General features: G+C 69.1%; 22 protein-coding genes and 2 tRNA genes. 9 read left to right on the plus strand and 15 right to left on the minus strand.

Features of this window, described 5'->3' with window-relative positions; translation table 11 throughout:
* Positions 1-48: 48 nt before the first annotated feature.
* On the plus strand, positions 49-1113 hold the full coding sequence (locus EV668_RS01605) for a lysine-2,3-aminomutase-like protein (RefSeq protein ID WP_133768107.1): 1065 nt from the start codon (positions 49-51) through the stop codon (positions 1111-1113).
* A complete protein-coding gene (locus EV668_RS01610; protein ID WP_133768108.1) occupies positions 1110-2042 on the plus strand; it encodes a lipid A biosynthesis lauroyl acyltransferase in 933 nt (310 codons plus the stop codon). Before EV668_RS01605 ends, EV668_RS01610 begins: the two co-directional genes overlap by 4 nt.
* An 18-nt stretch (positions 2043-2060) precedes the next feature.
* Here the strand turns inward: EV668_RS01610 and EV668_RS01615 are convergent, their stop codons facing one another.
* From EV668_RS01615 to EV668_RS01635, 5 genes are all read right to left on the minus strand, one after another.
* Positions 2061-2663 carry a TPM domain-containing protein gene (locus EV668_RS01615; RefSeq protein WP_133768109.1) on the minus strand — a complete coding sequence of 201 codons (603 nt, stop codon included), beginning with the start codon at positions 2661-2663 and terminating at the stop codon, positions 2061-2063.
* A complete protein-coding gene (locus tag EV668_RS01620) occupies positions 2663-3490 on the minus strand; it encodes a TPM domain-containing protein (RefSeq protein WP_133768110.1) in 828 nt (275 codons plus the stop codon). Before EV668_RS01620 ends, EV668_RS01615 begins: the two co-directional genes overlap by 1 nt.
* Positions 3491-3515: 25 nt before the next feature.
* A complete protein-coding gene (locus EV668_RS01625) occupies positions 3516-4127 on the minus strand; it encodes a LemA family protein (RefSeq protein WP_425359606.1) in 612 nt (203 codons plus the stop codon).
* Positions 4128-4140: 13 nt separating this feature from the next.
* Positions 4141-5919 carry a gamma-glutamyltransferase gene (ggt, locus tag EV668_RS01630; protein ID WP_133768112.1) on the minus strand — a complete coding sequence of 593 codons (1779 nt, stop codon included), beginning with the start codon at positions 5917-5919 and terminating at the stop codon, positions 4141-4143.
* 71 nt (positions 5920-5990) lie between these two features.
* Positions 5991-6227, minus strand: coding sequence for a hypothetical protein (locus EV668_RS01635; protein ID WP_133768113.1), 237 nt, complete (start codon positions 6225-6227; stop codon positions 5991-5993).
* A gap of 98 nt (positions 6228-6325) precedes the next feature.
* On the opposite strand from EV668_RS01635, the gene EV668_RS01640 reads away from it, so the two are divergent.
* On the plus strand, positions 6326-6967 hold the full coding sequence (locus tag EV668_RS01640; protein ID WP_133768114.1) for a LysE family translocator: 642 nt from the start codon (positions 6326-6328) through the stop codon (positions 6965-6967).
* Positions 6968-7064: 97 nt separating this feature from the next.
* A tRNA-Met gene (locus tag EV668_RS01645) sits at positions 7065-7141 on the plus strand.
* A gap of 341 nt (positions 7142-7482) precedes the next feature.
* On the opposite strand, the gene EV668_RS01650 is transcribed toward EV668_RS01645, so the two are convergent.
* The 3 genes from EV668_RS01650 to EV668_RS01660 form a co-directional block, all read right to left on the minus strand.
* On the minus strand, positions 7483-7695 hold the full coding sequence (locus EV668_RS01650; protein WP_133768115.1) for a DUF3126 family protein: 213 nt from the start codon (positions 7693-7695) through the stop codon (positions 7483-7485).
* 90 nt (positions 7696-7785) lie between these two features.
* Complete coding sequence (gene cysE, locus EV668_RS01655; RefSeq protein WP_425359607.1) at positions 7786-8607, minus strand: serine O-acetyltransferase; 822 nt, start codon at positions 8605-8607, stop codon at positions 7786-7788.
* A 268-nt stretch (positions 8608-8875) separates the two neighbouring features.
* A complete protein-coding gene (locus tag EV668_RS01660) occupies positions 8876-9661 on the minus strand; it encodes an alpha/beta fold hydrolase (RefSeq protein ID WP_133769930.1) in 786 nt (261 codons plus the stop codon).
* Positions 9662-9783: 122 nt separating this feature from the next.
* Between EV668_RS01660 and EV668_RS01665 the strand changes: the two genes are divergently transcribed.
* Both EV668_RS01665 and EV668_RS01670 read left to right on the plus strand, forming a co-directional pair.
* Entirely contained in the window at positions 9784-10029 is a 246-nt protein-coding gene (locus tag EV668_RS01665) for a zinc-finger domain-containing protein (protein ID WP_133768117.1), read from the plus strand.
* Positions 10030-10059: 30 nt separating this feature from the next.
* A complete protein-coding gene (locus EV668_RS01670) occupies positions 10060-11247 on the plus strand; it encodes an FAD-dependent oxidoreductase (RefSeq protein ID WP_133768118.1) in 1188 nt (395 codons plus the stop codon).
* 31 nt (positions 11248-11278) lie between these two features.
* On the opposite strand, the gene EV668_RS01675 is transcribed toward EV668_RS01670, so the two are convergent.
* Both EV668_RS01675 and EV668_RS01680 read right to left on the minus strand, forming a co-directional pair.
* Complete coding sequence (locus tag EV668_RS01675) at positions 11279-14467, minus strand: efflux RND transporter permease subunit (RefSeq protein WP_133768119.1); 3189 nt, start codon at positions 14465-14467, stop codon at positions 11279-11281.
* 92 nt (positions 14468-14559) lie between these two features.
* Positions 14560-15735, minus strand: a complete 1176-nt coding sequence (locus EV668_RS01680) for an efflux RND transporter periplasmic adaptor subunit (RefSeq protein ID WP_245513023.1) — start codon at positions 15733-15735, stop codon at positions 14560-14562.
* A gap of 158 nt (positions 15736-15893) precedes the next feature.
* Between EV668_RS01680 and EV668_RS01685 the strand changes: the two genes are divergently transcribed.
* Positions 15894-16490 (plus strand): TetR/AcrR family transcriptional regulator, encoded by a 597-nt coding sequence (locus EV668_RS01685; RefSeq protein WP_133768121.1) that lies wholly within the window; start codon positions 15894-15896, stop codon positions 16488-16490.
* A 44-nt stretch (positions 16491-16534) separates the two neighbouring features.
* Here EV668_RS01685 and EV668_RS01690 read toward each other — a convergent pair whose 3' ends face one another.
* Both EV668_RS01690 and EV668_RS01695 read right to left on the minus strand, forming a co-directional pair.
* A complete protein-coding gene (locus EV668_RS01690; RefSeq protein WP_133768122.1) occupies positions 16535-16792 on the minus strand; it encodes a hypothetical protein in 258 nt (85 codons plus the stop codon).
* Between the two features lie 146 nt (positions 16793-16938).
* Positions 16939-17538, minus strand: coding sequence for a TetR/AcrR family transcriptional regulator (locus EV668_RS01695; RefSeq protein ID WP_133768123.1), 600 nt, complete (start codon positions 17536-17538; stop codon positions 16939-16941).
* Between the two features lie 93 nt (positions 17539-17631).
* Between EV668_RS01695 and EV668_RS01700 the strand changes: the two genes are divergently transcribed.
* Complete coding sequence (locus EV668_RS01700) at positions 17632-18534, plus strand: alpha/beta hydrolase family protein (RefSeq protein WP_133768124.1); 903 nt, start codon at positions 17632-17634, stop codon at positions 18532-18534.
* A gap of 27 nt (positions 18535-18561) precedes the next feature.
* Here the strand turns inward: EV668_RS01700 and EV668_RS01705 are convergent, their stop codons facing one another.
* Complete coding sequence (locus EV668_RS01705) at positions 18562-19455, minus strand: DMT family transporter (protein WP_133768125.1); 894 nt, start codon at positions 19453-19455, stop codon at positions 18562-18564.
* A gap of 131 nt (positions 19456-19586) precedes the next feature.
* Complete coding sequence (locus tag EV668_RS01710; protein WP_133768126.1) at positions 19587-21476, minus strand: PAS domain S-box protein; 1890 nt, start codon at positions 21474-21476, stop codon at positions 19587-19589.
* A gap of 342 nt (positions 21477-21818) precedes the next feature.
* Here EV668_RS01710 and EV668_RS01715 point away from each other — a divergent pair, with 342 nt between their 5' ends.
* Positions 21819-22676, plus strand: coding sequence for an SDR family oxidoreductase (locus EV668_RS01715; RefSeq protein ID WP_133768127.1), 858 nt, complete (start codon positions 21819-21821; stop codon positions 22674-22676).
* A 96-nt stretch (positions 22677-22772) separates the two neighbouring features.
* Here the strand turns inward: EV668_RS01715 and EV668_RS01720 are convergent.
* Positions 22773-22844 (minus strand) — tRNA-Thr (locus tag EV668_RS01720).
* Positions 22845-22967 lie beyond the last annotated feature (123 nt).

Raw genomic sequence — 22967 nt, forward strand, 5'->3', positions numbered from 1 at the left:
GGCCCGCGGTTGCACCCACAAGGCCTCCTCACGCTCACCGGAACCCCGATGCTCCGCCACGATCGCACGCTGCGCCGCGCTGCCGACTTCGCCGAGGCCGGCCTCGTCGCGCCCGAGCGCCTCGCCGCGCTGGAGCGGGTGGCGGCGCGCTATTCCGTGGCGGTCACGCCCGCGATCGCGGCCCTGTCCCGGGACGATCCCGATGGGCCGATCGCGCGCCAGTTCGTTCCCGACGAGGCGGAGCTCGACACGCGCGCCGAGGAACTCGTCGACCCGATCGGCGACGAGGCCCATGCTCCGGTCCCCGGCATCGTCCACCGCTATCCTGATCGGGTTCTCCTGAAGGCCGTCGGCGTCTGCGCGGTCTATTGCCGGTTCTGCTTCCGGCGCGAGAGCGTCGGGCCGGGCAAGGCGCCGGCCCTGTCGCCGGAGGAACTCGACGAGGCGCTCGCCTATATCCGCTCGGATCCCGCGATCTGGGAGGTGGTGCTCACCGGCGGCGATCCGCTGGTCCTGTCGCCCCGCCGCCTCGCAGACCTGATGCGGCGGCTCGGCGAGATCGACCATCTCGGCGTCGTCCGCCTTCACACGCGCGTGCCGGTGGTCGATGCCGGCCGGATCGACGCCGCGCTCGTCGAGGCGCTGGACGTCCCCGGCAAGGCCGTCTGGGTCGCGATCCACGCCAACCACGCGGACGAATTGACGCCGCCTGTCCGCGCCGCCCTGGCGCGGCTGTCGCGGGCGGGGATCCCGCTGGTCAGCCAAACCGTTCTCCTGCGGGGGATCAACGACGATCCGGAGGCGCTCGCCGCCCTGTTCCGGGCGCTCGTCGAGAGCCGGGTCAAGCCGTATTACCTCCATCACGGCGACCTCGCGCCCGGCACGAGCCATTTCCGCACTTCGATCGCGGAGGGGCAGGAGCTGATGCGGCGCCTGCGCGGCCGCGTCTCGGGCCTCTGCCAGCCAAGCTATGTGCTCGATATCCCAGGGGGGCACGGCAAGGCACCGATCGGCCCCGATTACCTCTCGGAGGACGCGGACGGCATGCTCGTCGAGGATTGGCGCGGGCGGCGCCATGCCTACCCGCCGCGCGGGGAGGGAGACCCGGCATGAGGGCCTCCCATCCGGTGGCGCGGGCCTGGGCCTGGATCGCGGGCGTGCCGATGGTGCTGCTGGTCCGCGGGCTCTTCGCCGTCGCGCGGGCGCTCGGACCGGAGCGGTCGAGCGATCTCGGTGCCGCCGTCACGCAGACGCTCGGACGCTTCTTCAAGCAGAACCGGATCGCGCTGAAGAACGTCCGGGCGGCCTTCCCCGAGAAGAGCGACGAGGAGGTGCGGGCCATCGTGCGCACCGCCTGGAGCAATCTCGGCAGGACGGCGGCCGAATATCCGCATCTCGGCACCATCTTCGATTTCGATCCGGAGGATCAGAGCCGGGGCCGCATCGAGGTGTCCGAGGCGGATATCGAGCATTTCCTCGCGCTCCGGGACGACGGCCGGGCCGGGATCATCTTCTCGGCCCATCTCGGGAACTGGGAGCTGCCCGCGGTCTGCGCGGCGCGGTTCGGGCTCGAGACGACGGCGATCTTCCGTCCGCCGAACGATCCGGCGGCGGCTCGGCTCGTTGCGGAGATCCGCTCCGGGACGATGGGGGGGCTCGCGGCCTCGACCGGTGCCGGGGCCGCCTATGCCATTTCGGGCGTGCTCGACCGGGGCGGCCATGTCGGCCAGCTCATCGACCAGCATTTCACGCGCGGCGTGGTGGTGGATTTCATGGGGCGGCCCGCGCTGACGAACCCGCTCCTCGCCAAGCTCGCGCGCCATTACGACGTGCCCGTCCACGGCGCGCGCGTCATCCGCCTCCAGGGGCACCGCTTCCGTCTCGAGATCACGCCGCCGCTCGACCTGCCGCGCGATGCCGAGGGGCTGATCGACGTTCCGGGCGCCGTGCAGGCGATGACCCGCGTCGTCGAGGGGTGGGTCCGAGAGCATCCCGAGCAATGGCTCTGGATGCATCGCCGCTGGCGCGTGCCGGGGGCGTGACCGCCCGGCCGGACGCGGTCAGACAATCACGACCCGGTTCGGCAATTCGTCGCGGTCGTCCGCCTCGGGCGGGACGTGACGGGACAGGATGGCGCCGATCCGCTCGACCGCGACGGCGATCGCATCGACCGTGTTGTCGGATGCCATCTCTTCGACCAGCGCCTCGATGACGCCCTTCCATTCGGCTTCGTCGACCCGCTCGGCGATGGTGAGATCGCCGACGACCTCCGCATAATGCTCGGCGAGGGCCACGTAGAGCAGGATACCCGTGCGCCCACGGGTATCGGCCATGCCGCGGCTCGCGAATTCCCGCGCCGCGGCGGTGCGGGCGCGCAGGCGTCGCAAGGCCGGCGGCACGGCAAGCGGGCCGAGCAGCGAGGCGAGCGCCAGGACGAGGGCGGCGATCGTCGCCTGCAGGGTGAAGATGCGCGCGGCTGAAAGCTGCGTCAGGAACAGCAGGGGCCAGGGCGCGATCAGGGCGCACAGAAGCGCGTAGACGAGGGGCTCCGTCTTGTAGCGCCCGGCCTGCCGGGCGAGCACGACCACGATCTCGCCCGCGGTTCCGCTCTCCGCGTCCCGCACGGCCTGCTCGATCCTATCGCGTTCCGAAGGCTTCAGCATCACCAGCTCCCCGAGGCGCCGCCGCCGCCGGACGATCCGCCGCCGCCCGAAAAGCCTCCTCCGCCGGAGAAGCCTCCTCCGGACGATCCGCCGCCGAAGCCGCCGCCCCAGCCGCCGGAGGGGGGCAGCGTCACCCAGCCGCCGTTGCTGCGTCGGTGCGCGCGCGAGACGCTTCGCGATTCCTGCCAGAACGCCCGGACGATCAGGAAGATCACGAACCCGATCCAGAGCAGCGACATCCAGTCGAGCGCGTCCATGTCGTCGGCGCGGGGAGGCTCGGCCTTGCGGTGCCATTCCTCCGCGTCGCCGGTGAGGATCGACAGCATCGCGTCGATTCCGGCATCGATCCCGCCCGGAAAGTCGCCGGCCTTGAAGCGCGGCGCGATGGCGGTGCGGATGATGACCCCGGTCAGGGCATCGGTGAGCGCCCCTTCCAATCCGTAGCCGACCTCGATCCGGACCTTGCGGTCGTTCGGGGCGACGAGCAGCAGGGCGCCGTTGTTCTTGTCCGCCGTGCCGAGCTTCCAGGCGCGGAAGAGGCGGTTCGCGTAATCCTCGATCGGACGGCCCTCGAGCGAGGCGACGGTCGCGACGACGACCTGGTCCGAGGTCTTGTCCTCGTAGGCCTTCAGCTTCTGCTCGAGCGCCGAGCGCTCCTCGGGCTTGAGGATGTTCGCCGCATCGACCACGCGCCCGGTGAGGGTCGGGAAGGTCTGGGCCAGCGCGGGGAACGCGCAGAGGAACAGGGCGAGCGCAAGGGCCGCGACGATCGCGGGCCCGCCTCCAGCAATCCGGGAGACGCCCGCTCCTCGATCCACCGCTGTCATCGCCCCAAGAGCCGCCGGGCGCGGATCAGAACTTCACCGAAGGCGGACGGTCGGCGCCCTCCGTCGCGGAGAAGGTCTCCATGGGCTTGGCGGAGGGGTAGAAGATCGCCGCGATCCAGCGGCCGGGGATCGTCGTGACCTCGGTGTTGAAGGCCTGGACGGTGCCGATATAGTCGCGCCGCGCGACGGCGATGCGGTTCTCGGTGCCCTCGAGCTGCGATTGCAGGGCGAGGAAGTTCTGGTTCGACTTGAGGTCCGGATAGGCCTCGACGGTCGCGATCAGCCGCCCGAGCGCGCCGGACAGCTGGGACTGCGCCGCCTGGAATTCCTTGAACTTCGCCGGATCGGTGATGGTCGAGGCGTCGACCTTGATCGAGGTGGCCTTGGCGCGCGCTTCCGTCACCTGGGTGAGGACGTCGCTCTCCTGCTTGGCGTAGCCTTTGACCGTCTCGACGAGGTTCGGGATGAGGTCCGCCCGGCGCTGGTACTGGTTCTGCACCTCCGCCCAGGCCGCCTTGGCGCGTTCCTGGAGGGTCGGCACGTTGTTGATCCCGCAGCCCGCCGTGGTCAGCGCGACGAGCACCGCCGCCGCAAGGGAGCGCCACCGGACGACACGTCCCGACATCGCACCAGCCATCGCACTTGCCATGTTATCGTCCTTCCGCTGCGGTGCCTCGCTGGCGCGGATCTGCCGCGCCGGCGAGCCCCTCTTCCGTGACCGCCACCGAATTGGCGGAGCCTGAGGTCCGGCCGACGACGACCTTGTGACCCCAGGCTCTCAGGAGCGACAACGTATCAGGAGACAGGCCGGTTTCCACCAGCAGCGCATCCGGCCTCCACTGGTGATGGATGCGCGGTGCCGTGACCGCCTCGGCGAGGTTCTGGCCGAAATCGACCACGCCCAGGATCACCTGGAGCACCGTGGTGATGATGCGGCTGCCGCCGGGGCTGCCGGTCACGAGCACGAGCTTGCCGTCCCGGAACAGGAAGGTCGGCGTCATGCTCGAGAGCGGCCGTGCGCCCGGCGCCACCGTGTTGGGCTCCCCGCCGACGAGGCCATAGGCGTTCACCGCGCCGGCCTTGGCGGCGAAATCATCCATTTCGTTGTTGAGCAGCACGCCCGTGCCGGCGGCGACGAGGCCGAGCCCGTAGGAGAAGTTGAGCGTCGTCGTGGTCGAGGTCGCGTTGCCGTCGCGGTCGACGATGGAGAAATGCGTCGTCTCGGCGGATTCGTAGGGGAGGGGATCGCCCGCCGCGACCTCGCCGGCAGGGCGCGCCCGATCGGGATCGATCGCCGCGCGGAGCTTGGCCGCATAGGCCTTCGAGGTCAGCCCGGAGACCGGCACCTTCACCCGGTCCGGATCGCCGAGCCAGGCGGCGCGGTCGGCATAGGCGGGCTTCATCGCCTCGGCCATCAGGTGATAGGCCGCCGCACTGCCGGCCCCGAGCCCGGCGAGGTCGTATCCTTCGAGGATGTTCAGGATCTGGATGAGGTGGACGCCGCCCGAGCTCGGCGGCGGCATGGTGACGATCTCGTGGCCGCGATAGCGCCCGCGCACGGGCTGCCGCAGCAAGGGGCGGTAGGCGGCGAGATCGGACGGCGCCATGATCCCGCCCGCGGCCTTCACGGCGGCGGCGATCTTCTCGGCGACCGGGCCCTCGTAGAAGGCACGCGGGCCCTCCTTCATGATCGCCGCGAGGGTCCCTGCGAGATCGCGCTGCACCAGGGTCTCGCCGGCCGCGACGGGCTCGCCGTTCGGGTAGAAGACCGCGCGGCTCGCCTCGTGACGCCCGAGGCGCCCCGAGGCCCGGATCGAGCGGGCGAGATCGTCCTCGACGACGAAACCCTCGCGGGCCAGCCTCTCGGCCGGCTCGATCAGCTGCGCGAGGGTGAAGCGGCCCGAGCCGTAGCGCTCGAGCGCGAAGGCCATGCCGGCGACCGAGCCCGGCACGCCGACGGACAGGCCCGTATCCCGCGACTTCGCCGGGTCGGGCTCGCCGCTCGGCAGGAGGAACATGTCGCGCGTGGCCTTGGCCGGCGCGGTCTCGCGGTAATCGACGGCGATGGTCTCGGAGCGCTCGCGATCCGTCCCGGCGCGGTGGATCAGCATGAAGCCGCCGCCGCCGAGATTGCCCGCCTGAGGCAGCGTGACGGCGAGCGCGAAATGCACCGCGACGGCGGCATCGACCGCGTTGCCGCCGCGCTGGAGGATGTCGAGCCCGACCCGTGTCGCCCGCCCCTCCTGGCTCGACACCATGCCATCCCGGCCGAGCACCGGCAGCAGCCGCGCCATCTGCGAGGGGATCGGCGCGGGCCGTGCCGAGGGCATGCCCGGCGGCCCGTCCTGGGCGCGGGAGGCGACGGGAGCGACAGCGAGGATCAGGAGCCACGCGGCCGCGAGGGCGGCGTAGCGGAACGGCGTCGGCATGGCCCGACATGCCACGAAAGGCGTGGCGGGCTGAAGGCGGCCGCGTGTCACGCCGCCCCGCGGATGGTCGATCAGCCGAAGAACGCGCCCAGGACGAGCACCGCGAGCGCCACGAGGCCGAGCGCGACGATGATCCCCGCATAGACGGTCGCGACGAGGGCGAACAGGAAGGTCGACAGGCCGCCGATGATCGCGCCGATCGCGAGATGGCCCGGCCCCCGCCGCCAATGCGCGATTGCGGCTCCGAGCCCCGCGCCGGCGGCGGTGATGATGCCCACGAGGGCCATGGCGCTGCCCGTGAAGTCCATGAAACCCCTCATCCTCGCGGCGGCGTGTGGCCTCGCTTTGGGGCCATGCTATGGCTCGTCGGCGCGCCGCGACAGAATCGGCGCCGAAGGTCGCTCGCATGGCTATCCTGCCCGATTCCGGCACGCTGCTGGCCTACAGCATCGCCTGCCTCGTGCTCTTCGCGACACCCGGCCCCGATATGAGCCTGTTCCTGTCGCGGACGATGACGGGCGGCAGGGCAGCCGGCCTCGCGGCCATGGCCGGTGCGATGGTGGGGTGCTGCGTGCACACCGTCGTCGCGGCCTTGGGCCTCTCCGCCCTGATCGCAGCCTCGACCACGGCCTTCACGATCCTCAAGGTCGTCGGGGCGCTCTACCTCCTCTGGCTCGCCATCGATGCGATCCGGCGCGGATCGGCGCTCTCGCTCGACGCGGGAGCGCGCGCCGCGCCCTCGCTCTGGCGGACCTTCCTCGTCGGGATCGGCATCAACCTCACCAATCCCAAGGTCGTCCTGTTCTTCGTGACCTTCCTGCCGCAATTCGTCGATCCGCACGACCCGCATGCCCCGGCCAAGCTCTTCGTGCTCGGCCTCTACTTCGTCGTGCTGTCGACCCCGCTCGCCGCACTGATGGTGCTGCTGGCCGATCGCTTCATCGCCGTGCTCACCCGCCGCCGCTGGGTCTCGCGCACCCTCGACTACGCCTTCGCGGGAATCTTCGCCGTCTTCGCCATCCGCATCGCGCTGATCCCCTCGCGTTGAGAACGGAAATGCCCGATCCGCACCGAAATCGCGCCGGGATTGCTTGACAGGGAAGGGGCCTCGTCCCTATAGCGCCGGTCTTCGGTACGCCGAGAGCGGCGGAGTAGCTCAGTTGGTTAGAGCAGGGGAATCATAATCCCCGTGTCGGGGGTTCGAGTCCCTCCTCCGCTACCATCAAAATCCGCGAGTCAGGTCAGCGGTTAGGCAGTCTTCCGCTGCCACGTGCGGGCGCCGCGCGTCTTCCTTCGGAAACGGCATTCTACGATCTCGGCAGGTCTTCGGATCGGTGGTTGCCGGGCGGCACGGGGTTTTGCCGCCGAACGCGGTCGCGGCGAGGCTGCGGCGCGCACCGGACACGGCGCAGCCTCGGATCAGGGCCGCGTTGCCGCGTCGGGCTGGTCGCCGGCGGAACTCGGCATCGAGCGAGTCCGCGCGGTGGGGCATCCTTTATCGTCGTTCGACGCGCAGGCGGGACACGCGCGTCACCGAAGACGGGCGTGACCGGCCCGGCCGCCTCAGCCTTCGAGGTCCTCGGCCAGGATCGCCATGTCGAAATTGAAGGAGCGGTCGCCGTCCTCGTCGTCGACGGAGATCACGCCCACGAATTCCTCGCCGATATAGACCTCGGCCGAATCCTTCTTCCGAGGGCGGGCCGCCACGCGGATGGAGTGGTTTCCGAAGGTGCGCCGCAGGAAGCGCTCGAGCTTTGCGAGTTCTGTCTTGTCCAACGTCAGATCCCGGTTCGGCCGATCCCCGATCGGCGGTCGCGGGGGCTTGCCACGGGGACGATGCCGCCGCAACCCCGGGGCGCATCGGCCTCAGGCCTGCGCCATGGCCGAGAGGATCTGGTCCATGGTGCGGGCGGGTTCGGCGCAGCCCGCGGTGCCGACGACCCGCGCCGGCACGCCCGCGACGGTCGTCTTCGGCGGCACCTCCTGCAGCACGACGGATCCGGCGGCGATGCGCGAGCATTGCCCCACCTGGATGTTGCCGAGGATCTTCGCCCCGGCTCCGATCAGGACGCCATTGCCGATCTTCGGGTGCCGGTCGGCCTTCTCCTTGCCGGTGCCGCCGAGCGTGACGCCGTGCAGCATGGAGACGTCATCCCCGATCGTCGCGGTCTGACCGACGACGAGCCCGGTCGCGTGGTCGAGGAAGATGCCGCGCCCGATCCGCGCCGCCGGATGGATGTCGCACTGGAAGACCTCGGAGGCCCGGCTCTGGAAATAGAGCGCGACGTCGCGGCGGCCGGAGATCCAGAGGGCGTGGGCCAGCCGATAGGTCTGGATGGCGTGGAAGCCCTTGAAATAGAGCACCGGCTCGATCAGCCGCGAGCAGGCGGGATCGCGATCGGCGACGGCCAGGATGTCGGCGCGGAACGCCTCGCCGATGGCCCGGTCATGCTCGGCGAAATCGCGGTAGGTCTGCGCGATGAGGTCTGAAGGCATCGCCGGATGGCCGAGCCGGCTCGCGACCCGGTGGATCACTGCCCCGTCCAGGCTGTCGTGATTGAGGATCGTCGTGACGATGAAGGTGGCGAGCGCCGGCTCGGCGCGCACGACCGCCTCCGCCTCCGAGCGGATCCGCGTCCAGACCGGATCGACGACGCCCGCGACGTCGGCGCGGCGGCGGGAGAGCATCTGCGACATGGCGCCTTCCTTCATGGCCGATGCGGGACGCCTCGCCGGGGGCGGACGGGAGTGCATCGTTTCCCGGCCAGCCCAACGAAGAGACGAACGCCCTTCGTCCACCCTAGCACGGAGAGGATGATCGTTCGAAGCCCGCGGCGCCTCTTCGGCGCACGGGAAGTGGCGGCGCGGCCGGCCGGCGGCCCCGCCATGTGCGATTTGTCACCCGAGCGCAGCTCTTGCAACCGGACCGCTCGCGGCGACGCCGCGTGTCGTCGCGTCAGGGCCGCTCGGCAAGGAAGGCCAGCACCCCGGCCTTGTGGGTCCTGTCGCCGACGGCGAGGTTGTGATCGCGGCCCGGGATGTCGAGCACCTTGGCGCCGGGGATCAGGGCGGCGAGCTCGGCTGCGGAGCCTGCGATCGGATCGTTCGTGCCGACGGAGACGAGCGTCGGCACGCGGATCGCCCCGACATCGTCCCGCGACAGCGTCTGCCGCGTGCCGCGGATGCAGGCGGCGAGCGCCTTCAGATCCTGCCTGTTCGTCTCCGCGAAGGCCCGGAACATGCGCTGCGTCGGCTCGGTGAGGTCGTCGAGCGAGGGAACCTCCATGGCATCCGCGATGCCGGGCGGCAGCCCGACGCCCTCGACGAGGTGGATGCCGAGGCCGCCGAGGAGGCACGAGCGCACGCGCTCGGGATGTTCGAGCGTCAGGAAGGCGGTGATGCGCGAGCCCATCGAATAGCCCATCACGTCGGCCTGCCAGATGCCCAGATGGTCGAGCAGCGCCCGCGCGTCCTCCGCCATCGTCGAGGTGTCGTAATCCGACGGCTCGTAGAACTTCTGGCTGCGGCCGTGCCCGCGATTGTCGAAGGCGACGACCCGGTAGCCGGCCCGCGTCAGCGTCGTCGCCCAGTTCGGATTGACCCAGTTCACCCCATGGGTCGAGGCGAAGCCGTGGATCAGGAGGATCGGATCTCCGCCTCCCGGCCCGTCCTCCGCCGGCAGGTCGATATAGGCGATCTCGGCCTCGCCGACCTTGGCGAGCTGCGGCACGAGCGCATTCATGCCCGTCGCTCCGAACCGGAGCGCGGCGCGGGCATTGAAGCCGAGGCCGTGCCATGCGAGAGAGCGGACCACCGCCGCGCCGCCGGCCGCCGCGGCGCAGCAGCATCGAGGTTTCGGGCGAGATGGCTTCTTCGGGCGTTCCGCATTTCCACAACGATCCGGGCGTTCGCGAGATTCATGTCGGCTCGCGCGAGTTCATGTGCATCGGGGCGACGCCTCCCTTCGACCACCCGCATATCTTCATCGACATGGGGTCGGGCGACGAGGCCATCTGCTCCTATTGCGGGACGCTGTACAAGTTCAAGCAGAGCCTCGCCGACGGCCAGGCCGAGCCCGAATCCTGCCTCTGGCACGACCAGGCCGCCTGAGCGGCGAGCCTTCATCCGCCGGAGCCTGCCGTGAGGATCGCGATCGTCGGCGCGGGCATCGCCGGCCTGACGAGCGCGCTCGCCTTCTCGGGGCGGGGCCACGAGATCACGCTGCTCGAGCGCCGCACGGGATTCGGCGAGACGGGCGCGGGCATCCAGCTCTCGCCGAACGCGACGGGAATCCTGCTCTCCCTCGGGCTCGGCCCCGCGCTCCGACGCTGCGCCTGCGAGCCGGACGGGATGACCATCCGCGCTCTTCGTGACGGACGCCGCATCGGCGGCGTCGCGTTCGGCCCCTCCATGCGGGACCGCTTCGGGGCGCCCTATCTCGCTCTCTCCCGCTCCGACCTGCACACAATCCTGCTCGATGCGGTGCGTGCCCGGCCCGACATCCTGATCCGGGTCGGGCGCGGCGCCAACGCGGTCTCGGAGCGGGACGGCGTGGCCCAGATCGAGGGCGAATCGGCCGGAGGCCAGCAGGGCAGCGTCGTTGCCGATCTCGTGATCGGGGCGGACGGCGTCGTCTCGCGCATGCGGGCCTCGCTCGGCGAGGATGTCCCGCCGGCCTATTCTGGATTCGCGGCCTATCGGGCGGTTCTGCCGGCGGAGGCCCGGCCGGCGGGCTTCGGGCCGGACGAGACGGGCCTCTGGCTCGGACCCGGCGCCCATGTCGTGCATTACCCGGTCGCGGCGGGACGGCAGCTCAATCTCGTGGTCGTCGCTAGTCGACCGAAACCGTCCGAGGGCTGGTCGCGCGAGGCGAGCCCGGACGAGGTCATGGCCGCGCTCGCCCGCGCCCACCCGGATCTGCGTGCGCTTGCGGGCCGGGCCGAGGCGTGGTCGGCCTGGTCGCTCTTCACCCACACCGCCCGGCGGCTCGGCCGCGGCCGGGTCGCTCTCGTGGGCGATGCGGCCCATCCAGTCCTGCCGTTCCTGGCCCAGGGGGGCGGCCTCGCGATCGAGGACGCGGCCCATCTCGCGGCGCTGGTCGGCTCCGACCCCGCCGCCGTCCCGGACGCGGTCGCCGCCTATGCGCGGGCGCGCCTGCCGCGCGTGCGGCGGGTTCAGCAGGCGGCTCGCTCCAACGGGCGCGTCTACCACGCCTCCGGCCTCGTCGCCCTCGGCCGCAACCTCGTCATGCGCCGCCTCGGACCCGAGGGCATGCGCGAGCGCTACGCCTGGCTCTACGGCTGGACGCCGCCCGCGCCGAAGGCCTGATCCGCGACGCGCACACGGCGGGGCCGGGCCGTCATGCGGCCGCCGGATGGGTCGCCGGCGCGACCGTCGCCTCTCCGTGCCGCTTCAGCGGGCGGTTCGATGCGAGCCGCCGCAGCGCGACGTAGAAGACCGGCGTGAGGAACAGGCCGAAGGCGGTCACGCCGATCATGCCGGCGAAGACCGCGACGCCCATCGCCTGGCGCATCTCCGAGCCCGCGCCCGTCGCGAGGACCAGCGGCAGGACGCCCATGATGAAGGCGAGCGACGTCATCAGGATCGGGCGCAGCCTGAGCCGGCTCGCCTCGATCGCGGCCTGAACCGGGGTCCGGCCGGCGAATTCGAGCTCGCGCGCGAATTCCACGATCAGGATCGCGTTCTTGGCCGAGAGCCCGACCAGGACGATGAGGCCGATCTGCGTGAAGACGTTGTTGTCGCCGCCCGACAGCCAGACGCCGGTCATGGCGGCCAGCAAACCCATGGGGACGATCAGGAGGATCGCGAGCGGCAGGGTGAGGCTCTCGTACTGGGCGGCGAGCACCAGGAAGACGAGCAGGATCGCGAGCGGGAACACCCAGATCCCGGAATTGCCGGCGATGAACTCCTGATAGGTCAGCTCGGTCCACTCGAAGGCGAAGCCCTTCGGAAGCGTCTCGGCCGCGATCCGGGCCGCCGCGTCCTGCGCCTGGCCGGACGAATAGCCCGGCGCCGCCCCCGCATTGATGTCGGCCGTGAGGAAGCCGTTATAGCGCATGGCGCGCTCGGGCCCCGAGGTCTGGCGGACGTTCAGGAGCGCCGACAGCGGCACCATCTCGCCCGAGCCGGCTCTCACCTTGAGCTGCCCCACATCGTCCTGCCGCGCGCGGAAGGGTGCGTCGGCCTGGACGCGGACCGAGTAGGTGCGGCCGAACCGGTTGAAATCGTTGACGTAGAGCGACCCGAGATAGATCTGCAGGGTATCGAAGATGTCCGTCACCGGAATCGCGAGCTGGCGCGCCTTGGTGCGGTCGATATCCGCGAAGAGCTGCGGCACGTTCATCTGGAAGCTCGAGAACAGGCCTGCGAGTTCCGGCGCCTGCGCGGCCTTGGCCAGAAAGGCCTTGGTCGCCTCGTTCAGCGCCTCGTAGCCGAGACCGGCCCGATCCTGGATCTGGAGCTTGAACCCGCCGATCGTGCCGAGCCCGTTGACCGGCGGCGGCGGGAACATGGCGATGAACGCCTCCTGGATGCCGCCGAACTTCTGGTTCAGCGACATGGCGATGGCGCCCCCGCTGAGCGAGGGCTCCTTGCGCTCGGCGAAAGGCTTCAGGGTCGCGAAGACGATCCCGGAATTGGAGCTGTTGGTGAAGCCGTTGATCGACAGGCCCGGAAAGGCGACCGCGCTCTCCACCCCCGGCTCCTTGAGGGCGATCTCGCTCATCTGGCGGATGACGTCCTCGGTCCGGTCGAGCGTCGCACCGTCGGGAAGCTGGGCGAAGCCGACGAGGTATTGCTTGTCCTGAGCAGGCACGAAGCCGCCCGGAACGCGCTGGAACAGCACCACCGTCAGTCCGACGAGGACGAGATAGATCCCCATCATCGCGGCCTTGCGCGAGATGGCCATGCCGACCCCCGTCCCGTAGCTGCCCGAGGCCCAGGCGAAGGCGCGGTTGAAGCGGCGGAAGAACCAGCCGAGCAGCCAGTCGAGCCCCCGCGTCAGCCGGTCCTTGGGCGCGTGGTGGTCCTGGAGCAGGATCGCCGACAGGGCCGGCGACAGGGTGAGCGAGTTGATGGCGGAGATGACCGTCGAGATCGCGATCGTCAGGGCGAACTGCTTGTAGAACTGGCCGGTCAGGCCGCTGATGAAGGCGAGCGGCACGAAGACGGCGACGAGGACGAGTGCGATCGCGACGATGGGTCCGGAGACCTCGCGCATCGCCTGGTAGCTCGCCTCGCGCGGCGAGAGGCCGGCCTCGATGTTGCGCTCGACGTTCTCGACCACGACGATCGCGTCGTCGACCACGATCCCGATCGCGAGGACGAGGCCGAAGAGGCTGAGCGCGTTGATGGAGAAGCCGAAGACGTGCATCACCGCGAAGGTCCCGACGATCGAGACCGGCACGGCGATGAGCGGGATGATCGAGGCGCGCCACGTCTGGAGGAAGAGGATCACGACCAGCACGACGAGGGCGACCGCCTCGAGCAGCGTGTGGATCACGGCCTCGATCGAGGCGCGCACGAACTGCGTCGGATCGTAGACGATCCGGTAGTCGATGCCCTCGGGCATGTTCTCCTTGATCTCGGCCATCGTCCGGCGGACGTTGTCGGAGATCTGGATGGCGTTCGACCCCGGAGACTGCGAGATCGGGATCGCGACGGCGGATTTGTTGTCGAGCAGCGAGCGCAGCGCGTAATCGGACGCGCCGAGCTCGATCCGGGCGATGTCGCGCAGCCGCGTGATCTCGCCATCCGCCCCCGTCTTAACGACGATGTCCCCGAACTGCTCCTCGCTGGTCAGGCGCCCCTCCGCGTTGAGGGAGAGCTGGAGGTCGAGCCCCGGAAGGGCGGGCGAGGAGCCGACGACGCCCGCCGCGGCCTCGACGTTCTGCGCCCGGATCTCGCGCACGACATCGCCGGCGGAGAGCCCGTGCTCGGCGACCTTCTGCGGATCGAGCCAGATCCGCATCGAATAATCGCCGGAGCCGAAGAGCTGGACCTGGCCGACCCCGTCGAGCCGAGCCAGCCGGTCCTTCACGTTCAGGACGGCGTAGTTGCGCAGGTAGGTCATGTCGTAGCGACCGTCCGGCGACAGGAGGTGCACGACCATGGTCAGGTCGGGGGAGCTCTTGATCGTGACGATGCCGAGCTGACGCACGATGGCGGGCAGGCGCGGCTCGGCCTGGGACACGCGGTTCTGGACGAGCTGCTGGGCCTTGTCGGGATCGGTGCCGAGCTTGAAGGTGACGGTCAGCGTCATGACGCCGTCCGTCGTCGCCTGGCTCGACATGTAGAGCATGCCCTCGACGCCGTTGATCTGCTCCTCAATCGGCGTCGCCACCGTCTCGACGATGACCTTCGGGTTCGCGCCCGGATAGGTCGCCCGGACGACGACCGAGGGCGGCACCACGTCCGGATATTCGGAGATCGGCATCGCGAAGAGCGCGAGGAGGCCGCCGAGGAAGATCAGCACCGACAGCACGCCGGCGAAGATCGGCCGGTCGATGAAGAATTTCGAGAAGGTCATGCCGCCTCCAAGGGCGCAGGAAGTCGTTCGCGCTCAAGGCGCGGTCGTCGGGAATTCTGTCGGCGGTCGTCGCGAACCGCCGGTGGGACGGATCAGCGCTGCGCGAGCTGGCCCGGCTTGCCGCCGGGACCCGGCCGAGCCCCCATCGCGGCCGTCTGGGCCTGGACGAGGGCGCCGGGCCGCACCCGCTGGAGGCCGTTCACGACGATCCTCTCGCCCGCCTTGAGCCCGGAGGTCACGATGCGGAGCCCTTCGACCGCGCGCCCGAGCGTGACTGCGCGGAAGGTCGCCCGGCTGTCGTCGCCGACGACGAGGACGAACTTCTTGTCCTGATCGGTGCCGACGGCCCGCTCGTCGACGAGAAGGACGGGTTCCGGCTTCGCCTGGCCGAGGCGCATGCGCGCGAACTGGCCGGGAATGAGACGTCCGTCGCCATTGGCGAAGACCGCCCGGACGCGAATGGTGCCGGTGCGCGCATCCACCTTGTTATCGATGAACTGGAGCCTGCCCTGGACGACCGAACCGTCCGAGGTCGTCATCTCGACCGGGATCCGATCGATCCGCCCCCGGCCGCCGCTCTTCTCGGTGATCGACGCGAGGGCGCGCAGCACGATGCCCTCGTCGGCATCGAAGCTGGAATAGATCGGGTCGACCGAGACGATGGTCGTCAGGACCGGGCCGGCCGTCCCGACCGGTACGAGATTGCCCGTCGTGATTTCGCGCCGCCCCGCCCGGCCGCCGACCGCGGCACGAACCTCGGTCCAGCGCAGATTGAGCCGCGCGACGTCGAGCGCCGCCTTCGAGGCTTCGAGGCTCGCCGAGGCCTCCTTGAAGGCGTTGGAGCGGCTGTCGAGATCGCGCGCGGTGACGACCCGCTCGCCCCAGAGCTGGCGGCCGCGATCGAGGTCGCTGCTCGTCAATGCGAGCCGCGCCTCCACACCGGCGACCTGGGCTTCGAGCCGCCTGACCTCGGCGGCATAGGGGGCCGGGTCTATCGTCACCAGCAATTCGCCGGCCTTGACGATGTCGCCTTCCGTGAAGTGGACCTCCTGGATCGCCCCGGCGACGCGCGCCCGGACATCGACCCGGTCGATCGCCTCGAGGCGCCCCGAGAATTCGTCCCAGATGATCGCGGTCCGAGCATCCAGCGTGGCGACTGTGACCGGCACGGCCTGCTCCGGCGCCGGCGCGGTCGCCGCCTGGCCGGCGGGGATCAGCCATTGCGGCGAGACGTGATAGGCGCCGGCTGCCACGCCGCCGATCGCCATGGCGATGGCCGAGTATCGAAGCGCGGATTTGAGGGGGGAACGAGGAAGGCTCACGGCCGTCTCCGACATTCGTATCGTTCGCTACAGATGTCGCCCTCGACGCCGGGCGTCAAGTGCCTTATTTAATTTTCGCTACAGAATGAAAAAGGTGTTCGACCATGGCGATGGGACGGCCTCGGTCCTTCGATATGGACAAGGCCCTCGATGAGGCGATGGAGGTTTTCTGGCGCCACGGCTACGACGGCGCCAGCATCGCCGAACTCACCAAGGCGATGGGGATCAAACCGCCCAGCCTCTATGCCGCCTTCGGCAACAAGGAGGGGCTGCTCAAAGCCGCACTCGACCATTACACGGTCCGGCATGGCGAGCATATGAGCTGGGTTCTGGCGGGTGCGACGGCGCACGAGGTCGCCGAGCGGTTTCTCACGAGCACGGCGGACAGCCATACCGAGCCGGGCAAGCCGCCCGGCTGTCTTCTCGTGCAGGGTGGTCTGGTCTGCGGAGCGGGGTCCGAAAACGTGCCGTTCGAATTCGCGACGCGACGTGATCAGGTCGAGGCGAGCCTCCGCGAACGGTTCGCCCGCGCCAAGAGCGACGGCGATCTGCCCGACGATTGCGATCCCTCGGCCCTCGCCCGGTTTCTCGCCTGCATCACGTCTGGGATGGGGGTCATGGCCTCCTCCGGGGCCGATCGGGAGGCGCTGCGGCAGGTGGCGCGGGTTGCCCTCTCCGCCTTTCCGAACGCGGCGGGTTGAGCAACAGCCCTAAGGGCGCGACGCGGTCCGGCTCGTTCGCCGTGTCAATTGCCCGGGACCTTCAGTTCCTCGATTCGGGAGACGACGAAGTCGAAGGTCTTCGTGTCTTCCATGATCGCCATGTCGATGTCGCCGTGCCTCAGCGAGGCCAGCAGATTATCCTTGAAGTCCTGTGCAGATGCGGTGCCGTTATGCTCGGCAATGTATTTCGTGGCGTGATCCAGGCATAGATAGAGAGCGTTCATGACGATCTTGATCTGCTCGATATTCACACCGCTCGTATCGACATCGCTGTCGGCCATTTCGTCGCTCCGCTGAGGTTTCGACCCTTCCGTTCAGCGGGTTCAATGCGGGACTTCGGATTCTGGTTCCTGGACCGGCCCATTCTCCGCCCCGGAAAAGCCGATCAGGACTCGGTCGCCCGTGAGGATGCCGGCCCCGGATGCCCTCAGGCCGGGGCTCGATCAGCCTGCGCCTCTGGAGAACGCGCCGCCAGTTCCGCCCTGACCAGCGCCTCGGCGGCATGGCCGGCAAGCTCCATGTAGCTCGGGTCGCGATTGAGCAGGACGACCGAGAACGAGCCGTCGAGGAGCAGCCTGATCTGCCGGGACAGCACGTCGGCGTCGGTGACGCCCGCCGGTTCGAGGTGCCGGCCGAGCCATTCCTCGAAACGCGTCTTGTGCAGGTTCGCCGCCTTCAGGGCCGGATGGCCGGGCATCGCGACGAGCTCGGCCGCCGTCCGAAGAAAGCCGCATCCCCTCCATTTCGGGCTCCGGGCCGAGGCGGCGAGGTTCACGAAGAGCGCGCGGACCTTCGTCGCGGCATCGCCTTCCGCCTCGCCGAACCACCGCTCGAAGGTGTCGAGATTGGGCTGGTCGCGTCCGGCCAGATAGGCTTCGACCAGATCGTCCTTGCTCTTGAAGTGGTAGTAGAGGGAGCGCTTGGTGATGCCCGCCTTGTCCGCGATCGCGTCCACGCTCACGGAGCGGATGCCCTCCTTGTAGAAGAGCGACGCCGCCGCCTTGACGATCTTCTCTCGGGTCGACACCGTCCAGCCACCCCAATGTATACCGACTAGTGAATATACATTGGGCGGTGGCTGCGCACAATCGATCCCGTGGCGGAGGCGGGATGACGCGGCATGGTCGTGGTCCGGGAGCAGGTGCTTGAGCTGGAATGCCGGGACGGCGTCCGGCTGCGGGGGCACGTCTGGCAGGGCGACGCGGAGGCCGGTCTCGGCACGGTGATCGTCAATCCGGCGACGGGCGTCGCGGCGCGCTATTATCACCGCTATGCGCGCTTCCTCGCCGAGGCCGGCTTTCGCGTCCTGACCTACGATTATCGCGGGATCGGCGCATCGCGGCCGCGCTCGCTGAGAGGGCTCTCGTATCGCTGGCGTGACTGGGGCGAGCAGGATTTCGATGCCGCCTTGCGCGTCGTGCTCTCGCGAGAGGGGGAAGGCCCGGTCCAGGTCGTCGGTCACTCGATCGGCGGCTTCCTGCCGGGCTTCTCCCCATCCGCCCATCGGATCGACCGGATGCTGACTATCGGTGCCCAATACGCCTATTGGCGCGACTACGCGGAACCGCATCGCGCCCGGCTCTTCTGGAAGTGGCATGTCGCGATGCCCGCGCTGACCGCGATCTGCGGGTATTTCCCCGGACGGCGTCTCGGCTGGCTGGAGGACCTGCCGGCCGGCGTCGCGAACGAATGGAGCTTCCGTGGCCGCCGGATGGAACGGAGCTATCCCACGCAGGAGAGGGCGGAGATCCTCTCCCGCTTCGCGTCCTTCAGCGGCGCGATCCTGGCGGTCGGCGTCAGCGACGATGAGATCGCCTCGCCCCGCGCGATCGACCGGGCTCTCGGCTATTACCGCTCGGCCGGGACGACGCATGTTCTCGTCACGCCGCCCGATTTCGGCATGGAGGCGATCGGCCATTTCGGCCTGTTCCACGACCGGCACCGGGACGGCTTCTGGACGCAGTCTCTCCGCTGGCTGCGCGAGGGCCGAAATCCCTGGTCCTTCGCGACCCTCCCATCTTGAGGCCGCATCGTTCGAAGCCCGGGGGCCTCAGCGGACCGGCGGGCGAAATGCGGCGATCATGCCGATCGTCACGAGCGCGACGCCGATCACGGCCGCCGTGCCGGGAACTTCCCCGAGCAGGACGAGGCCGCCGACCAGGGCGAGCGCCGGAACGGCGGCGGTGAAGAGTGACACCTGCTCGGGCCCGAGCAGCACGACGGCTCGCGTATAGACGAAGACGGATCCGGCCCCGATCACCGCCCCCTGGAACGCCCCCTGAACCAGGATATCCCACCAGCCTGCCTCGAACAGCATCTTCCCCGGCAGCATCAGGTAGATCGGAAGGAAGACGACCGCCGATGTCGTGGTGACGATGGCGGCGGCCTGAAGGGCCGAGAGGCCGAGCCGACGGACATACAGGCCGTATCCCGACCAGCAGAACGAGGCTCCGATCAGGCAGAGATCGCCGACCAGCATCCAGTCGCCGCCGGAGACGCGCCCATCCCAGGCCATGGCCGCCACGCCGGCCGCGATGATGGCAAGGCCGACGCCTTGGCCGACGCGCGAGCGCGGCAGGCGGAACAGCCAGATCAGGACGGCGGTTGTCAGCGCGAGCGTTCCGTGGATCAGAACCCCGCCGTGGCTCGACGGCGTCAATGCGAACCCGGCATAGGCGAGCAATGCGAAGCCCAGCCCGCCGAGGGTCGCAAGCACGAGGACCTGGCCGGGCCGGATTCCGCCGAAGCCGTGGCCGAGGAGGAGGGGAGCGAGCAGGATCGCTCCGACGCCGAACCGCAGCGCGGCGATGTCGAGGAGCGTCAGCGCCGTCGACAGCCCGGCGCGTGAGACGAGCACGAAACCGGCGAAGAGCAGCACGACCATCGAGGCATAGACTGCTCCCCGCCTCTGGTCCTGCCTCGAGATCCCGCCATCGCCGACCATCCATCCCCCCGTCTCAGGCGGGGGCGACCATAGGGGCAGCCGGGCAGAGGGATACTCACTGTCGAGTATACCTGGCTGACGACCGGCGATGCGGCCAGCGGCGGGCGGCCGAGCGCCGGCCTACGATCGGATCAATGCCCCTTCCTCGCGAGCCGCGTGCCGGGGACGGGAATGACGAGGAGGATATGCACGCCGTCCGGCTCGGTCGAACGCTCGAACTTGCCGCGCAGCTGATGCTCGATGACGGAGGTGATCAGCCGTGATCCGAAGCCGCCGCCCTGCACGCCGGCCGCGATCCGCGCGCAGCCGCTTTCCTGCCAGGTGATCTGCAACATTCCCCCGCTGAGACGCGATGCGAGATCGATGCGCCCGGCAGGAGCGGCCAGCGCGCCATACTTGGCCGAGTTGGTGGCAAGCTCGTGAAAGACGAGCGCGAACGCGGTCATCTGGCCTGGATCGAGGGGGATGTCGTCCCCGCCGATATTGATCCGGCCCTCCTCCTGAGCGATCCGGTACGGCTCCAGCAAGCGGCGCATCAGTTCAAGCAGCGCATCGTCGGCGCCCGACCCCGCTTCGGCCTCGCGCAGCCTGATGAGGTTGTGGGAGTGATGGAGAGCATCCAGGCGCCCCCTCAGGCGTGAGGCGAAGGAGGACAGGTCGTGATCCTCTCGCTGGGTCAGGCCGATCAGCCCTTGCGTCAACGCGAAGAAGTTCTTGACCCTGTGGTCGAGTTCCCGGGCCACCAATGCGCGTTCGGCTTCGATCAGCTTGGCGTCGTGGATATCGACGAGCGTGCCGATCCAACTGGCGGCCTGCTGCCGGCTGTCGCGAATGGGCAGCGCGGTCGCCTCCATCCATCGGTACTCGCCGGAGCTGTCCCGATGGCGCGCGACCGACCGGAACCTCTCGCCGGCCGTGATGGCCGCGCGCCAGTGCTCGACGACGAGCGTCCGATCGTCGGCATGGACGAAGGAGGGCCAGTTCCAGACCTCTTCGTCTTCGTCCTCGCATCCGGTGAACTCGAACCAGCGCCGATTGGCATAGGTCGCGCGGCCGTCCTGGTCCCATTCGAAGATCACGTGAGGGAGCGTTTCCGCATAGGTCCGAAAGCGCTCCTCGCTTTCGGCCAGCGCCGCGGCGGTCTCGACCTGTTCGGTGACGTCGACGGCGGTGCCGAGAAACGACACGGGAGCCTCGTCGTTGCCGTGGCGGATCCGTCCGGACGCGACGATCCAGCGCGTTCCCTCATCGCCCACGACGCGATGCTGACAGCGATAGTTTCCATCGACCTTGGCCTGGTCGAACGCCGCCATGACCAGCATCCGATCGTCCGGATGGATGCCCGAGATGAAGAGCCCCTTGTCGGCTCCTTTCTCCGCGACCCCGGGATTGACGCCGTGCAGCCGCGCGTAGCGCTCGTCCGAGCGGACGGTTTCCGTTCGGAAATCGACCTCCCAGGTTCCGACGATCCCGCCGGCGGCGAGGGCCAGCCTCAGACGTTCGCGCGAATGCTCGAGCTCGCGCAGGGCCTTCACGCGCGTGGTCGTCTCGACACTGATGACGAGAGCGCCATGCACGCGGCCCGTCGAGTCCATGATCGGCGTGAATTCGAGGTCGAACCAGACCTTATCGGACCGCCCCAGCCGACGCAGCCTGTAGGGGATGTCGTCGAAGCGGGCCGAGGCGCCCGCAAAGATCCGCCCCAGCATTTTGGTGTAGAAGCCTGCGGCCGCGGGCAGAACCTCCGCGATGGGGCGCCCCAGAGCGAAGTCGTATTCCTCGCCGAACATCGCGCGAATGGCATCGTTGTACAGGACGACGCCGTCGCGGCCGATCAGAACCGCCATGGGCGTCGAGGACAGGAGGGCGGTCCGACACACGCTTCGCAATTCGATCGACCATCCGTCGACGGCGCCGGCGGTGGACGCCGCCCAATCGAACTGCCGGATACGCTCATGCATCGCGCTCCGCATGGCGGAGGTGCCGACCGATTCAGCGGGCGTGAAGTATCCGATCGGCATCCCCAGCCCCTATCCCCAAGATCGGCAGCGACGCCGTGACGGCAGACGTCCTTGTGCCAATACTCTGTCTGAAAATGCCCGGCACTGTTCTTGTACGATGGCCTTCCGTCGGCTTCCGCAGATCGAGGGCCACCCGCCGACGATACAGCCTCCCGGCACGCATCGAAAGGTCCTCACGTCCTTTGAGGCTCGCAAGGCCTTCCGGAACCATCCGCCCACCGGCCGGTTGAGGGGCCGCTGCGCGTTCAAACCATGGCCGACGGGCCCGGCCGCGCTCGGCGGGTCTCAGTCCGGCGCGGCGAAAATCCGGCTCGCAACTGCGTCTGAGAAGGACAATCAGCCATGACGAAACGCAAGACCGTCCTCATCACGGGGGCCGGAACCGGCTTTGGTCGCGACGTCTCGTTCATGCTCGCGGAGCAAGGGCTCGACGTGATCGCGACGGTCGAGGCCGTGGCCCAGATTCACGGCCTCAGGACGGAAGCGCGGGAGAGAGATCTCCCGATCCGCGTCGAGAAGCTCGATATCACCGATGAGAACGATCGCCTGCGCGCGGCCGCCTGGGACGTCGACGTGCTGGTCAACAACGCCGCCATTTCGGAAGGCGGCGCCGTGGTCGACCTGCCCGAGGACAAGCTGCGCGAACAGTTCGAGGTGAATGTCTTCGGCACCGTTCTGCTCACCCAGGCGATCGCCCGGACCTTCGTTCGGAGGAAGGCGGGCAAGATCGTCTTCGTCTCGTCGGTCGCAGGCCTGACGACGGATCCCTTCGCCGGAGCCTATTCCGCGACGAAACACGCCCTCGAAGCGTTTGCGGAAGCGCTCCGCAAGGAATTGCAGGAATTCGGTGTCCAGATCGCGGTCGTCAACCCGGGTCCCATTCTGACCGGGTTCAACGACCGCATGTTCGAGGCTCCGTCGCATTGGCATCCGCAGGACAGCGAGGATCTGGTCTTCGACTATCGGAAGCTCGCCTTTCCGCACGAACAATACGACCCCCGGCAGGTCTCGGAGACGATTGCGAAGGTGGTCACGGGCGAGATCGAGACCTATCGAAACCTCGTTCCGAAGGAGATCGAGCCCGAGGCGAAGGAGCAGATGGCGGAGGTCTGGGAGCGCAAGGTCGGCACGACCGCAACTCGCCACGAGCTGGTCCAGAAGGCCTACGACATCGATCCGGCGACGCCCAACGGAAAGTAGGCGGTTTCTCGCGGAGCGTCGGTTCCTCGGCCGCGAGTTCCTCGCGAGCGGGTCGCGCCGGTCCGCGGCTTCATCTGCTGAGACCAGTGATTTCGGTGCCGGCGGAGAGGATCGAACTCCCGACCTTCGGTTTACAAAACCGCTGCACTACCGCTGTGCTACGCCGGCTGCCGACGCGCTCCGGTATCATGGTGCGGGCCGGACAGGAAGCGTCGAGCGCCCTCCGCACGGATCGCCAACGAAAAGCCCCGGCGCAAGGCCGGGGCTGGAGGTGGCGCGAGGCGCCCTGTG

The sequence above is a fragment of the Enterovirga rhinocerotis genome, from assembly GCF_004363955.1.
Classification (GTDB): domain Bacteria; phylum Pseudomonadota; class Alphaproteobacteria; order Rhizobiales; family Beijerinckiaceae; genus Enterovirga; species Enterovirga rhinocerotis.

Bases quoted from the DNA above. Each gene is read 5' to 3' on its own strand.
- EV668_RS01625 (WP_425359606.1), bottom strand. From the start codon at position 4,127: ATGGCTGGTGCGATGTCGGGACGTGTCGTCCGGTGGCGCTCCCTTGCG.
- EV668_RS01635 (WP_133768113.1), bottom strand. From the start codon at position 6,227: ATGGACTTCACGGGCAGCGCCATGGCCCTCGTGGGCATCATCACCGCC.
- EV668_RS01640 (WP_133768114.1), top strand. From the start codon at position 6,326: ATGGCTATCCTGCCCGATTCCGGCACGCTGCTGGCCTACAGCATCGCC.
- EV668_RS01620 (WP_133768110.1), bottom strand. From the start codon at position 3,490: ATGACAGCGGTGGATCGAGGAGCGGGCGTCTCCCGGATTGCTGGAGGC.
- EV668_RS01690 (WP_133768122.1), bottom strand. From the start codon at position 16,792: ATGGCCGACAGCGATGTCGATACGAGCGGTGTGAATATCGAGCAGATC.
- EV668_RS01665 (WP_133768117.1), top strand. From the start codon at position 9,784: ATGGCTTCTTCGGGCGTTCCGCATTTCCACAACGATCCGGGCGTTCGC.
- EV668_RS01605 (WP_133768107.1), top strand. From the start codon at position 49: ATGCTCCGCCACGATCGCACGCTGCGCCGCGCTGCCGACTTCGCCGAG.
- EV668_RS01675 (WP_133768119.1), bottom strand. From the start codon at position 14,467: ATGACCTTCTCGAAATTCTTCATCGACCGGCCGATCTTCGCCGGCGTG.
- EV668_RS01615 (WP_133768109.1), bottom strand. From the start codon at position 2,663: ATGCTGAAGCCTTCGGAACGCGATAGGATCGAGCAGGCCGTGCGGGAC.
- EV668_RS01710 (WP_133768126.1), bottom strand. From the start codon at position 21,476: ATGCCGATCGGATACTTCACGCCCGCTGAATCGGTCGGCACCTCCGCC.
- EV668_RS01685 (WP_133768121.1), top strand. From the start codon at position 15,894: ATGGCGATGGGACGGCCTCGGTCCTTCGATATGGACAAGGCCCTCGAT.
- cysE (WP_425359607.1), bottom strand. From the start codon at position 8,607: ATGCTCTCCCGCCGCCGCGCCGACGTCGCGGGCGTCGTCGATCCGGTC.
- EV668_RS01715 (WP_133768127.1), top strand. From the start codon at position 21,819: ATGACGAAACGCAAGACCGTCCTCATCACGGGGGCCGGAACCGGCTTT.
- EV668_RS01700 (WP_133768124.1), top strand. From the start codon at position 17,632: ATGGTCGTGGTCCGGGAGCAGGTGCTTGAGCTGGAATGCCGGGACGGC.
- EV668_RS01680 (WP_245513023.1), bottom strand. From the start codon at position 15,735: ATGGCGATCGGCGGCGTGGCAGCCGGCGCCTATCACGTCTCGCCGCAA.
- EV668_RS01610 (WP_133768108.1), top strand. From the start codon at position 1,110: ATGAGGGCCTCCCATCCGGTGGCGCGGGCCTGGGCCTGGATCGCGGGC.
- EV668_RS01660 (WP_133769930.1), bottom strand. From the start codon at position 9,661: ATGAATGCGCTCGTGCCGCAGCTCGCCAAGGTCGGCGAGGCCGAGATC.
- EV668_RS01705 (WP_133768125.1), bottom strand. From the start codon at position 19,455: ATGGTCGGCGATGGCGGGATCTCGAGGCAGGACCAGAGGCGGGGAGCA.
- ggt (WP_133768112.1), bottom strand. From the start codon at position 5,919: ATGCCGACGCCGTTCCGCTACGCCGCCCTCGCGGCCGCGTGGCTCCTG.